15 protein-coding genes and 1 other RNA gene are annotated in these 12634 nt (G+C 60.2%); 5 read left to right on the top strand and 11 right to left on the bottom strand.

Features of this window, described 5'->3' with window-relative positions:
• Window positions 1-145: 145 nt before the first annotated feature.
• The 9 genes from gcvH to L9059_RS08320 all read right to left on the bottom strand — a co-directional run bounded on the left by gcvH (window position 146) and on the right by L9059_RS08320 (window position 9646).
• Window positions 146-529, bottom strand: a complete 384-nt coding sequence (gene gcvH, locus L9059_RS08360) for a glycine cleavage system protein GcvH (protein ID WP_247289930.1) — start codon at window positions 527-529, stop codon at window positions 146-148.
• A 51-nt stretch (window positions 530-580) separates the two neighbouring features.
• A complete protein-coding gene (gene gcvT, locus L9059_RS08355) occupies window positions 581-1663 on the bottom strand; it encodes a glycine cleavage system aminomethyltransferase GcvT (protein WP_247289928.1) in 1083 nt (360 codons plus the stop codon).
• A gap of 156 nt (window positions 1664-1819) precedes the next feature.
• A complete protein-coding gene (locus L9059_RS08350; RefSeq protein ID WP_247289926.1) occupies window positions 1820-3436 on the bottom strand; it encodes an ABC transporter permease in 1617 nt (538 codons plus the stop codon).
• A 148-nt stretch (window positions 3437-3584) separates the two neighbouring features.
• Window positions 3585-4589 carry an extracellular solute-binding protein gene (locus L9059_RS08345; RefSeq protein WP_247289924.1) on the bottom strand — a complete coding sequence of 335 codons (1005 nt, stop codon included), beginning with the start codon at window positions 4587-4589 and terminating at the stop codon, window positions 3585-3587.
• Between the two features lie 246 nt (window positions 4590-4835).
• Window positions 4836-6053 carry a 2-octaprenyl-3-methyl-6-methoxy-1,4-benzoquinol hydroxylase gene (locus tag L9059_RS08340; RefSeq protein ID WP_247290038.1) on the bottom strand — a complete coding sequence of 406 codons (1218 nt, stop codon included), beginning with the start codon at window positions 6051-6053 and terminating at the stop codon, window positions 4836-4838.
• Window positions 6054-6061: 8 nt separating this feature from the next.
• Entirely contained in the window at window positions 6062-6547 is a 486-nt protein-coding gene (locus L9059_RS08335) for a DUF4442 domain-containing protein (protein WP_247289922.1), read from the bottom strand.
• Entirely contained in the window at window positions 6540-7727 is a 1188-nt protein-coding gene (gene ubiH, locus L9059_RS08330; protein WP_247289920.1) for a 2-octaprenyl-6-methoxyphenyl hydroxylase, read from the bottom strand. Before ubiH ends, L9059_RS08335 begins: the two co-directional genes overlap by 8 nt.
• Window positions 7724-9058, bottom strand: a complete 1335-nt coding sequence (gene pepP, locus L9059_RS08325) for a Xaa-Pro aminopeptidase (protein WP_247289918.1) — start codon at window positions 9056-9058, stop codon at window positions 7724-7726. Before pepP ends, ubiH begins: the two co-directional genes overlap by 4 nt.
• 27 nt (window positions 9059-9085) lie before the next feature.
• Window positions 9086-9646, bottom strand: coding sequence for a YecA/YgfB family protein (locus L9059_RS08320; protein WP_247289915.1), 561 nt, complete (start codon window positions 9644-9646; stop codon window positions 9086-9088).
• 193 nt (window positions 9647-9839) lie between these two features.
• Between L9059_RS08320 and L9059_RS08315 the strand changes: the two genes are divergently transcribed.
• The 4 genes from L9059_RS08315 (at window position 9840) to L9059_RS08300 (ending at window position 11264) form a co-directional block, all read left to right on the top strand.
• Window positions 9840-10049, top strand: coding sequence for a TIGR02449 family protein (locus L9059_RS08315; RefSeq protein WP_003177365.1), 210 nt, complete (start codon window positions 9840-9842; stop codon window positions 10047-10049).
• Window positions 10046-10363, top strand: a complete 318-nt coding sequence (locus L9059_RS08310) for a cell division protein ZapA (protein WP_007942435.1) — start codon at window positions 10046-10048, stop codon at window positions 10361-10363. The genes L9059_RS08315 and L9059_RS08310 overlap by 4 nt, the downstream gene beginning before the upstream one ends.
• Before the next feature lie 30 nt (window positions 10364-10393).
• Window positions 10394-10572, top strand: a non-coding RNA gene (gene ssrS, locus L9059_RS08305) — 6S RNA.
• Between the two features lie 86 nt (window positions 10573-10658).
• Window positions 10659-11264: a 5-formyltetrahydrofolate cyclo-ligase gene (locus L9059_RS08300; protein ID WP_247289913.1), complete on the top strand. Its 606-nt coding sequence runs from the start codon at window positions 10659-10661 to the stop codon at window positions 11262-11264.
• A 35-nt stretch (window positions 11265-11299) separates the two neighbouring features.
• Here the strand turns inward: L9059_RS08300 and L9059_RS08295 are convergent, their stop codons facing one another.
• Window positions 11300-11449 carry a hypothetical protein gene (locus L9059_RS08295; protein ID WP_247289911.1) on the bottom strand — a complete coding sequence of 50 codons (150 nt, stop codon included), beginning with the start codon at window positions 11447-11449 and terminating at the stop codon, window positions 11300-11302.
• A 196-nt stretch (window positions 11450-11645) separates the two neighbouring features.
• Here L9059_RS08295 and L9059_RS08290 point away from each other — a divergent pair, with 196 nt between their 5' ends.
• Complete coding sequence (locus tag L9059_RS08290; RefSeq protein ID WP_247289908.1) at window positions 11646-12095, top strand: EVE domain-containing protein; 450 nt, start codon at window positions 11646-11648, stop codon at window positions 12093-12095.
• A 106-nt stretch (window positions 12096-12201) separates the two neighbouring features.
• On the opposite strand, the gene L9059_RS08285 is transcribed toward L9059_RS08290, so the two are convergent.
• Window positions 12202-12609 (bottom strand): flagellar basal body-associated protein FliL, encoded by a 408-nt coding sequence (locus L9059_RS08285; protein ID WP_247289905.1) that lies wholly within the window; start codon window positions 12607-12609, stop codon window positions 12202-12204.
• Between the last annotated feature and the right edge of the window lie 25 nt (window positions 12610-12634).

Here is a 12634-nt window from a genome sequence, read left to right as displayed (position 1 = left end):
GACGGGCTCTCTCGACGTCGATGTAACACGGTCAAACCAGCATAGCAGGCACTGCCGAACGCCATTCAGGATCGCTCCCCCAGGTAAAATCCATCAAATAATAAAAAGCCCCGACAGGTCGGGGCTTTGGGGTGACGCTGAGCGCTTACTCGCCGATAGCGGCTTTGTAGGCGGCTGCATCGAGCAGCTTGTCCAAGTCAGCAGCGTTGCTTGGCTTCAGCTTGAAGATCCAGGCACCGTACGGGTCGGTGTTGAGCAACTCAGGCGAACCGCCCAGCTCTTCGTTGATTGCAATCACTTCACCCGCAACCGGGGCATAGATGTCAGAGGCGGCCTTCACCGACTCGACTACGCCGGCCTGATCTTCGGCGGCGAAGACTTTACCGACTTCGGTCAACTCGACGAACACCACGTCACCCAGGGCTTCCTGAGCGTGGTCACTGATACCCACGGTGACGGTGCCATCGGCTTCAAGGCGAGCCCATTCGTGACTTTCGGCAAAGCGCAGGTCGGCAGGGATATCGCTCATTTCTGTGTCCTCAAGAATAAATGTCAGCGGTCGTAGTCCGCCAAAAAAGGGTTAGATCAAGGTTTTGCCATGGCGTACGAAGGTCGGTTTGACCACTCGGACCGGGTACCACTTGCCACGGATTTCCACTTCGGCGCGGTCGGCAGTTGCCATTGGCACGCGCGCCAGTGCAATCGACTTGCTAAGCGTAGGAGAGAAACTACCACTGGTGATCTCTCCTTCGCCAACATCGGCTATCCGAACCACCTGATGAGCGCGAAGTACCCCACGCTCTTCCAGCACCAGGCCGACCAGTTTGTGCTGGACGCCACCGGCCCGCTCGGCCTCCAGGGCCGCACGGCCGATGAACTGGCGATTGGCCGGCTCCCAGGCAATGCTCCAGGCCATGTTCGAAGCCAAGGGGGAAACATCTTGATCGATGTCCTGGCCGTAAAGATTCATACCGGCTTCGACCCGCAACGTATCCCGTGCACCCAGCCCGATCGGCGAGATGCCCGCGCCGACCAGATCGTTGAAGAAACCCGGCGCCTGACTGGCGGGCAGGACAATTTCCAGGCCGTCTTCACCGGTATAGCCGGTACGGGCGATGAACCAGTCACCGTCGGACCGACCTTCGAACGGCTTGAGCAGCTGGATCAGGTTGCCACGGGACTGGGAGACGAGTTCGCAGATCTTGTGTCGAGCCTGGGGGCCCTGGATGGCCAGCATGGCCAGTTCCGAGCGCTCAACCAACTGCACGTCGAACCCGTCAAGATGCACCTGCATCCAGGCCAGATCCTGGTCGCGAGTGGACGCATTGACCACCAGCCGATAACTGTCCTCGAGTCGGTAGACCAACATGTCATCGACGATGCCGCCCCGCTCGTTGAGCATGGTGCTATACAGGGCACAGCCGGGGCTGTGCAATCGCTCAACATCATTGGCCAGCAGATACTGGAGCCAGGCCTTGGCCTGGGGGCCGCTGACATCGATCACGGTCATGTGGGATACATCGAAAACCCCGCAATCGCGGCGCACCTGGTGGTGCTCCTCGACCTGCGAGCCGTAATGCAGGGGCATATCCCAACCGCCAAAATCGACCATCTTCGCACCGAGGGCGAGATGAAGGTCATACAGAGGCGTACGCTGTCCCATGGGTTTCTCCTTCCGGGCGTGGCGAAGGTGCGGGCGAGTTCTGCACGGACTGGAGGCCTTGAATTAGAGGGCTTCCAGCCGGTTTCAGTGACCTGATATGTAGGACATGCCGCACCGAATGCCGCGCATTGTAGCTGCAAGGTGTAGGACTGACACCTAGGCGTTTCGATGCGCTGAGCGTCTGATCAATCCGATGACCGGTAACAGCCCCACCAGAACGAGCGTCAGTGCCGGCAAGGATGCCCTTGCCCACTCTCCTTCGCTGGTCATTTCAAAGATCCGCACGGCCAGCGTATCCCAGCCAAACGGGCGCATCAGCAGGGTCGCGGGCATTTCCTTGAGCACGTCGACGAATACCAGCAATGCAGCGCTCAAGGTCCCCGGTAGCAATAACGGCAGATACACCTTGAAAAACAGTCGAGGTCCACTGACGCCGAGGCTACGTGCCACTTCGGGCAAAGATGGCCGTATACGCGCCAGGCTGTTTTCCAGTGGCCCGTAGGCCACTGCAATGAATCGCACCAGGTAGGCCAGCAACAACGCGCACAGGCTGCCCAGCAGCAACGGCTTGCCAGCCCCGCCCAACCAACCGGATAGCGGAACCACCAGTTCGCGATCCAGATAACTGAACGCCAGCATGATCGATACCGCCAGAACCGACCCGGGCAAGGCGTAACCCAGATTGGCCAGACTTACGCCGGAACTAATCGCCCGGGTCGGCGCCAGGCGGCGGGCAAATGCGAGCACCAGCGCCACGCTGACGGTGATCAACGCCGCTATGGCGCCCAGATAAAGGGTATGGACGATCAGCCCGGCGTAGCGCTCGTCGAGGTCGAAGCGCCCACGTTGCCAGAACCACACGACCAGTTGCAGCATGGGGATGACGAAGGCACAAGCGAACACCAAGCCGCACCAGCCCATGGCTGCCACAGCCTTGAAGCCGCGCAGTTGATACAGCGCCTTGACCCGCGGCCGCTCATTGCTCGCCCGGTTGGCGCCACGGGCCCGCCGCTCGCCGTACAGCACCACCATGACCACCAGCAACAACAGGCTGGCCAACTGAGCCGCAGTAGACAGGCTGAAGAATCCGTACCAGGTCTTGTAGATGGCCGTCGTGAACGTATCGAAGTTGAACACCGACACGGCGCCGAAATCCGCCAGGGTCTCCATCAAGGCCAACGCCACGCCGGCACCGATCGCCGGGCGAGCCATCGGTAGTGCCACTCTCCAGAACGCCTGCCACGGGGACTGGCCAAGGACTCGCGCGGCCTCCATCAAGCCTTTGCCCTGGGCTAGAAACGCCGTGCGCGCCAATAGATAAACGTAGGGATAAAACACCAGCACCAGAACCAGGATAACCCCACCGGTGGAGCGTATTCGCGGCAGCCGTAGCCCCGTGCCGAACCATTCACGCATCAACGTTTGCACGGGACCGGCGAAATCAAGCAACCCTACGAAGACAAAGGCCAGCACGTACGCAGGGATCGCGAACGGCAGCATCAGCGCCCAATCCAGCCAGCGGCGGCCGGGAAACTCACAGAGGCTGGTGAGCCAGGCCAGGCTGACGCCCAATAACGTCACACCGATCCCGACCCCGAGCACCAGGGTCAGCGTATTGCTCAGCAGTCGCGGCATCTGGGTATCCCAGAGGTGCGACCAAATCTGCTGATCGATGGTTTGCCATGACAGCAACATGACGCTGAGGGGCAGCAGGACCAGCGCAGCGATGGCGAAGACCAGGGGATACCAGCGGCGTTGGGCGGGGTGGGCCAAGGAAGCGCTCTCGCGGGGAAATCGTGCAGTGTAGGGAAAACCCAAAACGATCGCAGCTCCGGCAGCGCCTACAGGGTGTACATCATCCCAATGTAGGAGCTGTCGAGTGAAACGAGGCTGCGATTTTTTGATCTCTAAACTTGCAAACTCAGTTCCAGCCAGCCCGATCCATCATCCGGATCGCTTCCGCCTGACGCTTGCCGGCGATTTCCACCGGCAGGGTATCGGCGACAAACTTACCCCAGCTCGCCACTTCAGCGGACGGCGGAACAGCCGGATTTGCCGGGAACTCCTGATTCACGTCGGCGAAGATTTTTTGCGCTTCAGGAGTGGTCATCCATTCCACAAACGCCTTGGCGGCTTCCGGGTGTGGCGCATGTTTGGTCAGGCCGATACCCGACAGGTTGACGTGCACTCCACGATCAGCCTGGTTGGGCCAGAACAGCTTGACCGCCAGGTCGGGCTTTTGCTTGTGCAGGCGACCGTAGTAGTAGGTGTTGACGATGCCCACATCGCACTGGCCTGCATTGATCGCTTCCAGCACGGCGATGTCATCGGAGAAAACGTCGGTGGATAGGTTGTTCACCCAGCCCTTGAGGATCTGCTCGGTTTTATCGGCGCCATGGACTTCGATCATGGTGGCCGTCAGCGACTGGTTGTAGACCTTTTTCGCGGTGCGCAGACACAGACGTCCTTCCCAGTTCTTGTCGGCCAAGCCTTCATAGGTGGTCAACTCGCCGGGTTTCACTCGCTCAGTCGAAAAGGCAATGGTTCGCGCGCGCAGGCTCAGGCCGGTCCAGGCGTGGGCCGATGATCGGTATTGCAGCGGGATGTTGGCGTCGATCACTTTGGAAGTGAACGGTTGCAGGATGCCCATCTGCTCCGCTTGCCAGAGGTTGCCGGCATCGACGGTGAGCAGCAGGTCAGCCGTGGCATTCTCGCCCTCGGCCTTGATCCGCTGCATCAGCGGCGCTTCCTTGTCGGTGATGAATTTAACCTGGACCCCGGTTTTTGCGGTGTAGGCATCAAACACGGGCTTGATCAGTTCATCGATACGCGAGGAGTAAACCACTACCTCATCGGCGGCCTGGGCGACGGTGCTGCCGATCAAGGTCAGGGCGAGTGCGGTCAGTAGACGCTTCGGTGCCAGCATGGGAGCGGTCTCTCGATTAAAAATGTGAGGGCAAATGATAAGGACTCACATTTACCTTCTCAATCGATGAGTGGGCGGAGGAGTTACCAGATGTTGCACAGTTTGCGATTTGGGGTGAATGGGCCGACGCCTTCGCGAGCAAGCCCGCTCCCACAGGGGATCTTCAGTGTTCAGAAGATGAGGTAAAACCCCAAAACCAATGTGGGAGCAACTGTCTTAACCCTGCCATCAGCCCCAGCGCCAATCTCAGGCCTTGGCCAACGCCGGCAAATCCCCAGTCAACCCCAACGCCTCACGCACAAACAGCGCCTTCGCCTCAGGCATCTGGTCCACCAGTTTCAACCCGGCATTACGCAACCAGCGCACCGGCAACGGATCCGCCTGGAACAGTCGTTCAAACCCCTCCATCGCCGCCATCAACGCCAGGTTGTGCGGCATACGCCGACGCTCGTAGCGGCTCAGCACCTTCGGGTCCGCCAAGCGCTCGCCGCGCTCCAGGGCTTGCAGCAGTACCTCGGCCAGCACCGCCGCATCGAGGAACCCCAGGTTCACACCCTGCCCGGCCAGCGGGTGAATGGTATGGGCTGCGTCGCCAATCAATGCCAGGCCTTCAGCCACATAGCGCTTGGCATGGCGCTGACGCAACGGCACGCAAACTCGCGGATCGGCCAACAGTACAGTGCCGAGTCGACCTTCGAATGCCCGCTCCAGCTCAAGACAGAAACCTTGTTCGTCCAGCGCCATCAGCCGTTCGGCTTCGCTCGGGGTTGTCGACCAGACAATCGAGCACCAATCCTGCTGACCGTCCCGATCCAACGGCAGGAAGGCCAGGGGGCCGTGGTCGGTAAAGCGTTGCCAGGCGGTCATCTGATGTGAATTCGAGCTGCGCACGCTGGTAACGATCGCGTGGTGCAGGTAATCCCACTCGCGCGTGGCGACGCCGGTCAGGCGCCGCACCGCAGAATTGGCACCATCGGCCGCGATGACCAGCGGCGCGCGCAACGTGCGGCCGTCGGCCAGGGTCAGCAGCCAGTCATCCCCGGAACGACGCATCCGCTCCAGGCGTGCATTGGCCAGCATCCCGAGGTCACAGTCGTGCAGGCGATCAAGCAAGGCATCCTGAACCACCCGGTTTTCGACAATGTGCCCCAGCACTTCGGCATGGACACTCGCCGCCGAGAAGTGAATCTGCCCGGTGCCACTGCCGTCCCACACATGCATGTCGGTGTAGGGACTGCTGCGCCGCCCGGCAATGCCCTCCCAGACGCCCAGACGTTCGAGAATCCGCTGGCTGGCGGCCGACAGTGCGCTCACTCGCGGCTCGAACGGCGCCTGGCTGTCGAAGGGCTTGACGCTCATGGGGCTGCCGTCCAGCAGCAGCACTTCCAGCCCGCTGTCCTGTAACGCCAGCGCCAAGGCACTGCCGACCATTCCGGCCCCGACAATCAGCAGATCTGCGCGCATTTCCATGCTTATGCCTGTCTCGCTTGCGGCTTGAGCCGCACGTAAAGGGTTTTGCCGACCCGCGCCACCAACTGGCCGGCGCCGTCATGAATATCGACCTGCAACTGCGGCAGGTATTTTTTGCCATCGGCCGTCTGGCGGCGGATCTCATCGAGCAAGGTATCGTCAATGGTGAAGCGGGCGAACACCGGGCCCTTGCCTGGCACAATGAAATCGATATCGGCGGCCTTGTCCCAGACGATATAGCGGTGACCGAGGTTCTCCATCAGCATCAACATGAAGAACGGATCGACCATCGAATACAGGCTGCCGCCAAACTGGGTGCCAACATAATTGCGGTTGTACCAGCCCAGCCCCATGCGCACCCGCACGTCACGGAAGTCGTCGCTGATGTGCTGCACCCGCACCCCGGCGCCCAAGTACGGCGGGTAGAAGGTCATCGCCCAACGCATCAGCCGTGCCTTGCCAAATTTTTTGCTCAACCAGTTAAGCATCGGGACGGGTACCCAGTCCCATGGCCTGCCGGGCGAACCAGCGCTTGGCCGGCGGCAGCAGGTCCAGGCCAAGCAGGCCGAGGTTGCGCCCCAGGGAAACCAGCGGCTGGGTGCTACCGAACAGGCGAGTGACCTGGTCCGAGAAGCCTACCGTCAGATTCTGATCCAGGCGCTGACGCTCGCGGTAAGCCTGCAAGATCGCGAAATCGCCGGGCGCTTTTTCGCTCGCCAGCAGCGCATCGGCTAGGGCCTGGGCATCACGCAGCGACAGGTTGAAACCCTGCCCGGCAATCGGGTGCAGGCTATGGGCCGCGTTGCCGAGAATTGCCAGGTGTGCACGCACCTGCTCCTCGGCCTCGATCAGCGCCAGAGGGTACAAATGTCGCGCACCGACCTGCTTCAGGGTGCCAAGGCGATAACCGAAGACACCCTGCAATTCGCTGAGAAAAGCACGTTCGTCCAGCGCCGCCAGGCGCTGTGCGTCCATGCCCAGGCGAGTCCAGACCAACGCGCAGCGGTTGTCCGGCAATGGCAGCAATGCCATCGGGCCGTCGTCGGTAAAACGCTCGAAGGCCACGCCGTTATGGGATTCACTCGGGGTGATGTTGGCAATCAACGCGCTCTGGTTATACGGGCGCTTGCGGATGCCGACGCCCAATTGTTCGCGCAGCCCGGAGCGACCACCATCAGCCAGCACGGCGAGATCGCATTCCAGGGTGGTTTCATCGTTGAGGGTCAGGCGATAGCCATCGGTCAGCGGCTCCATGCGAGTGACTTCCGCCGGGCAACGCCAGGTGATCACTTCCTTGTCCAACGCTTGCCACAGGCACTGCCCGAGCCAGGCATTTTCCACCACGTAACCCAGCGCTGGCACGCCCTCCTCCATCGCCGAAAGGCGCGCGGTAGAGAAGCGGCCTCGGTCAGAGACGTGAATCTGTTTGATCGGTTCGGCGCGGCGGGTAATTTCCTGCCAAACGCCCAGCCGTTGATAAATCTGGCGGGCGCCGTAGGACAGTGCCGAGGAACGTGCATCGTAGCTAGGCTGGTAGGTGTCGCCAGGCGCAAAGGGCTCGATCAGCACGATTTTCCAGCCACGGACCTTGGCCCCGGCCTGCAAAGCCAAGGCAAGACTGGCACCGACCAGGCCGCCTCCGATGATTGCCAGGTTTACTCGACTCATGCCGCCTGTGCCCGTGCGGCAGCCATCAAGGCCTCGATCTCGGCGACCGTTTTGGGCACGCCTTTGGTCAGAATTTCACAACCGGTCTTGGTCACCACCACGTCGTCCTCGATGCGCACGCCAATGCCGCGCCATTTTTTCGCAACTTTCTGATTGTCCGCAGCAATGTAGATGCCCGGTTCCACCGTCAGTGCCATGCCGACTTCAAGCACCCGCCATTCACCGCCAACCTTGTACTCGCCGACATCATGCACATCCATGCCCAGCCAGTGACCGGCGCGATGCATGTAGAAAGCCTTGTAGGCCTCGCTGGCAATCAGTTCATCGACGTCGCCCTGCAGCAGACCCAGCTTCACCAAGCCCGAGGTGATCACCCGGACCGTAGCTTCGTGAGCCTGATTCCAGTGTTTGTTCGGGGCGATCTCGGCGAATGCGGCCTCCTGGGAAGCCAGCACCAATTCATAAATCGCTTTCTGTTCTGCTGAATACTTGCCGTTCACCGGCCAGGTGCGGGTGATGTCGCTGGCGTAGCAGTCGATTTCGCAAGCGGCGTCGATCAGCACCAGGTCGCCATCTTTGAGCAGCGCGTCATTCTGCTGGTAGTGCAGGATGCAGGTGTTGCGCCCAGCGGCGACGATCGAGCCATAAGCTGGCATCTTCGCCCCACCCTTGCGGAATTCGTAGTCCAGTTCGGCTTCCAGGCTGTACTCGTACAGCCCGGGGCGACTGGCCTGCATCGCACGGATATGCGCCTGGGCGGAAATCCGTGCAGCCTCGCGCATTACTTTCACTTCTGCAGACGATTTATACAGGCGCATGTCGTGCAGCAGATGATCCAGGGCAACGAATTCGTTCGGCGGCTGGGCGCCAAGATGGGCCTTGGAGCGGATCACGTTGATCCAGTCCATCAGGTGCCGATCGAATTCAGGGTGGCTGCCCATGGCCGAATACACCCGGTCACGCCCTTCGATAAGGCCTGGGAGGATGTCGTCGATGTCCGTAATGGGAAACGCATCATCGGCGCCATACTCGCGGATCGCGCCTTCCTGACCCGCGCGCAGGCCGTCCCACAGCTCGCGCTCGGCATTGCGTTCACGGCAGAACAGGATGTACTCGCCGTGTAAACGCCCAGGCATCAGCACCAGCACGGCCTGGGGCTCGGGAAAGCCACTCAGGTACTGGAAGTCGCTGTCCTGACGGTAGACGTGCTCGACGTCACGATTGCGAATGGCCACCGCTGCAGCGGGCAGAATGGCGATGCTGTTGGGCTCCATCTGCGCCATCAGGGCCTTGCGGCGACGGCTGTATTCCGATTTCGGGATATGGATCATGGGCAGATGGCTTTCCCTGGCAAACGATTAATGCAGTGACGGCTTGGCGGCAGCCGGTGCTTGCGGCTTCCTGGTTTCGGAGAACAGCAGCAGCGGTGCTACGCGCAGGTACTCCATCACTTCCATGTAGTCGCTTTCGCCATCGTCGGACTCTTCCAGGGCGTCTTGCACCTGGGAAATGGCCGCCAGATCCTGCAACACTTCAGTTGCTTCGGTGCTCAGCATACTGCTGTCACGGCAGTTCAGGCCAAAACCGCTGAGGAAACCCTGGCACCATTGGCCCAGTGCGGCAGCGCGGTCCGCCAGTGGCTCGTCATCGGTCGGCAACAGCAGGACGACGGTGACGTCGTCGCCGGTGAGCTCGCCCTTGACCATCTCCTGCAAGCCGATCAAGGCGTTGCGAACGTTGTCTTGAGGCTCGCTCTCCAGCAGCTCGGCGGCGTCGATCAGCCACTCTTCGGCGCTGAAGCCGGCACCAGCGCAACTACGGCCGAGCAACAGCCCGTGCAGTTCAGCGGGCGAGACGTTATGACCGCTGGAAGTCAGCAGGGTGGCGAAGGCTTTGTACGGGGAATTCTGAATGGGCATGGGCAGCTAGGCGCCAGACGGCGCTATGTCTAGAATGAAGGCCTTGTATCCTACATCGACTCCTCTGTAGGAGCGAGCTTGCTCGCGATGGTCGCAAACGATAACGCAGGGTACCTGACACCCCGCAGCGTTCTCGGGTTCATCGCGAGCAAGCTCGCTCCTACAGTCCGACACCCATCAGACAGTGAAGACAATGGAAGACACCGACCTGCAAGCGCTGATGGCCAGACTCGAGTTGTTAATTGACCGAGTCGAGCAACTAAAGAGCCAAAACGGACTCCTATTAGCTCAGGAAAAGACCTGGCGCGAGGAACGCGCGCACCTCATTGAAAAAAATGAAATCGCCCGGCGTAAGGTCGAGTCGATGATTTCGCGCCTCAAGGCCCTGGAGCAAGACTCATGAGTTCAAGCAATAGCGTTACCGTGCAGATCCTCGATAAAGAATATTCGATCATCTGCCCCCAGGAAGAGCGCAGCAACCTGGTGAGCGCCGCCCGTTATCTGGACGGCAAGATGCGCGAGATCCGTAGCAGCGGCAAAGTCATCGGTGCCGATCGCATTGCCGTAATGGCCGCGCTGAACATCACGCACGACCTCCTGCACAAGGAAGAACGCCCTGATGTGCAGGCCAGCGGCTCGACCCGGGAGCAGGTTCGCGACCTGCTGGATCGCGTCGATCTGGTGCTCGCTACCGATCCGGACGTCACCAAGGGCTGATTCGTGCGACCGCTTGGGGTATACTCGCATCACTCCCTGGGGTGCTTGCCAGTTGACCACGTCCCTGAGCCGATTCGCACTACCCTGGAGGTTGCACGTTGGGCTGGTGTGCATGTCCGCTAGACGGAAAGCCTTAAAGCCTACTGCATCTTCCACCTTGAACTTTCGGGTTCAAGGGCTAAGTCAGCAGCGGTTCATCCGGGGAGCCTGATTCCAGTCCGATGCCGGTTTCATTACCGGCATCGGCTTTTTTACGGGTACGCTTAAGTCACCCGCACTGCCGAAGCACGAATCCATGACCGAACCTGCGCTGCTGCCCCGCCCGCAACTTCGACGCATGCTGCGCAAGGCCCGCCGCGCACTGACACACAGTCAACAGCGCCAGGCCGCTCGCGGGCTGTACACGCAATTGGCCCAGCACCCGCTATTTCGCCGCGCAAAACACATCTCGCTGTACCTGCCCACCGACGGTGAAATCGATCCGAGCCAGCTGCTGCGTGCCGCACAGCGCCGGGGCAAGGTGACCTACCTGCCAGTACTCAGTGCCTGGCCGCGCACTCGCATGGTGTTCCAGCGAATTCGCCCCGGCGAAAAGCTCAAGCCCAACCGGTTCCGCATCCTCGAACCCCGACCCAATCTCGCCTTGCAACGCAAAATCTGGACGCTGGATCTGGTCCTGTTGCCATTGGTAGGATTCGACGACGTCGGTGGACGCCTGGGCATGGGTGGCGGCTTTTATGACAGGAGCCTGGCGTATCTGGCGCGCCGCAAAAGCTGGCGCAAGCCGACGTTGCTGGGGCTGGCTCACGAATGTCAAAAAGTCGAGCGGCTGGCTCAAGCGAGCTGGGATGTGCCGTTGCAGGGAACGGTGACAGACAAGGCCTGGTATTACGCAGGGTAGACGCCACCGGACTCAGCGGCGTCGAAGAGCACAGCTTAGCGCTTGAAGGCCGACGACTGTTGCTGGGTTAACTCGATCGGAGCGTCAGTCTTGTTGCTCCACAGACTTTGGGCATAACCGGTAGTCACGACGCCTAGGCCGAACAAAATAACCAAAATCCATAGTAAATCCGGTTTGCGTTTCATCGATTGCCCCCCAAAGGCATATCAACACGATGACAGCAGCGGTTTCCGTTGTAGGCCGTGCAGCAGCGTCAAGCTAAGAAGGCCGGCATTTTGCGACAACGTGACCCTACACGCAAACGCTGGCGTCAACCGACTGTCGGTTTGTCATAATATTGCCCAACAACTTGCCCACTCACTTCGCAAAGAGCAAAAAACCATGGCCTATTGGCTGATGAAATCCGAGCCCGACGAGTTTTCCATTAAGGACCTGGCAAAGCTGAGCAAAGCGCGCTGGGACGGGGTTCGCAACTATCAGGCACGCAATTTCTTGCGGTCCATGGCGGTGGGCGATGAGTTTTTCTTCTACCATTCCAGCTGCCCGGAACCGGGGATTGCCGGGATCGGCAAGATCATCGAGGCGGCGTACCCGGACCCGACAGCGCTCGAGCCAGAAAGCCATTACTACGACCCAAAGGCCACTCCCGATAAAAACGCCTGGAGCGCGATCGATGTCGCGCATGTGGAGACCTTTGCCAGGGTCTTGAAACTGGATTATCTGAAGCAACAGACTGCGCTGGCCGAGATGCCGCTGGTGCAGAAAGGCTCGCGGCTGTCGGTAATGCCGGTTACGGCAGAGCAGTGGGCGGCGGTGATTGCTTTGCGCTAATGCAAAAAAGATCGCAGCCTGCGCCAGCTCCTACATGTGAACGCTAACTTCTGTAGGAGCTGCCGCAGGCCGCGATCTTTTGATTTTCAATCAGGCAAAGAAAGGCTTACTGGATAATGAGGTTGTTGAACAACAGATCCTCAACCACCGGTTTACCAGTCTCGTCATTCATGATTTGCTGGGTCTGCTTCAAGGCCTCCTGACGCAGCTTCTCCTTGGCTTCCACATTATTCATCGCCTCAGTCGTCTGCTGTGCGAACAACGCCACCAGTTGATTGCGAATCAACGGCTCGTTGGCCTTGACCAGCTTGGTCGCCTCATCCCCTGTGACGCGCAAGGCGACATCCGCCTTGTAGACCTTGAGCTTGGGGGTGCCGTCCAGCCCGTAGTTGCCCACGAATGGCGGGGTCAAGGTGATGTAGTTGACCTTAGGCGCTGCTTCTTCCTTGGCTTCTTCGGCCATCGCTGCCACGGGCAGAGACAGGGCCAGCATCAATACGATCCACGCTTTCACAATTCGCTCCTTATCCGATTTGCGG

The sequence above is a fragment of the Pseudomonas violetae genome (assembly GCF_023072615.1).
Taxonomy (GTDB): Bacteria; Pseudomonadota; Gammaproteobacteria; order Pseudomonadales; family Pseudomonadaceae; genus Aquipseudomonas; species Aquipseudomonas violetae.
Note: the sequence above shows the minus strand (reverse complement) of the source record. Positions and strands in the feature narration are given on the sequence as shown.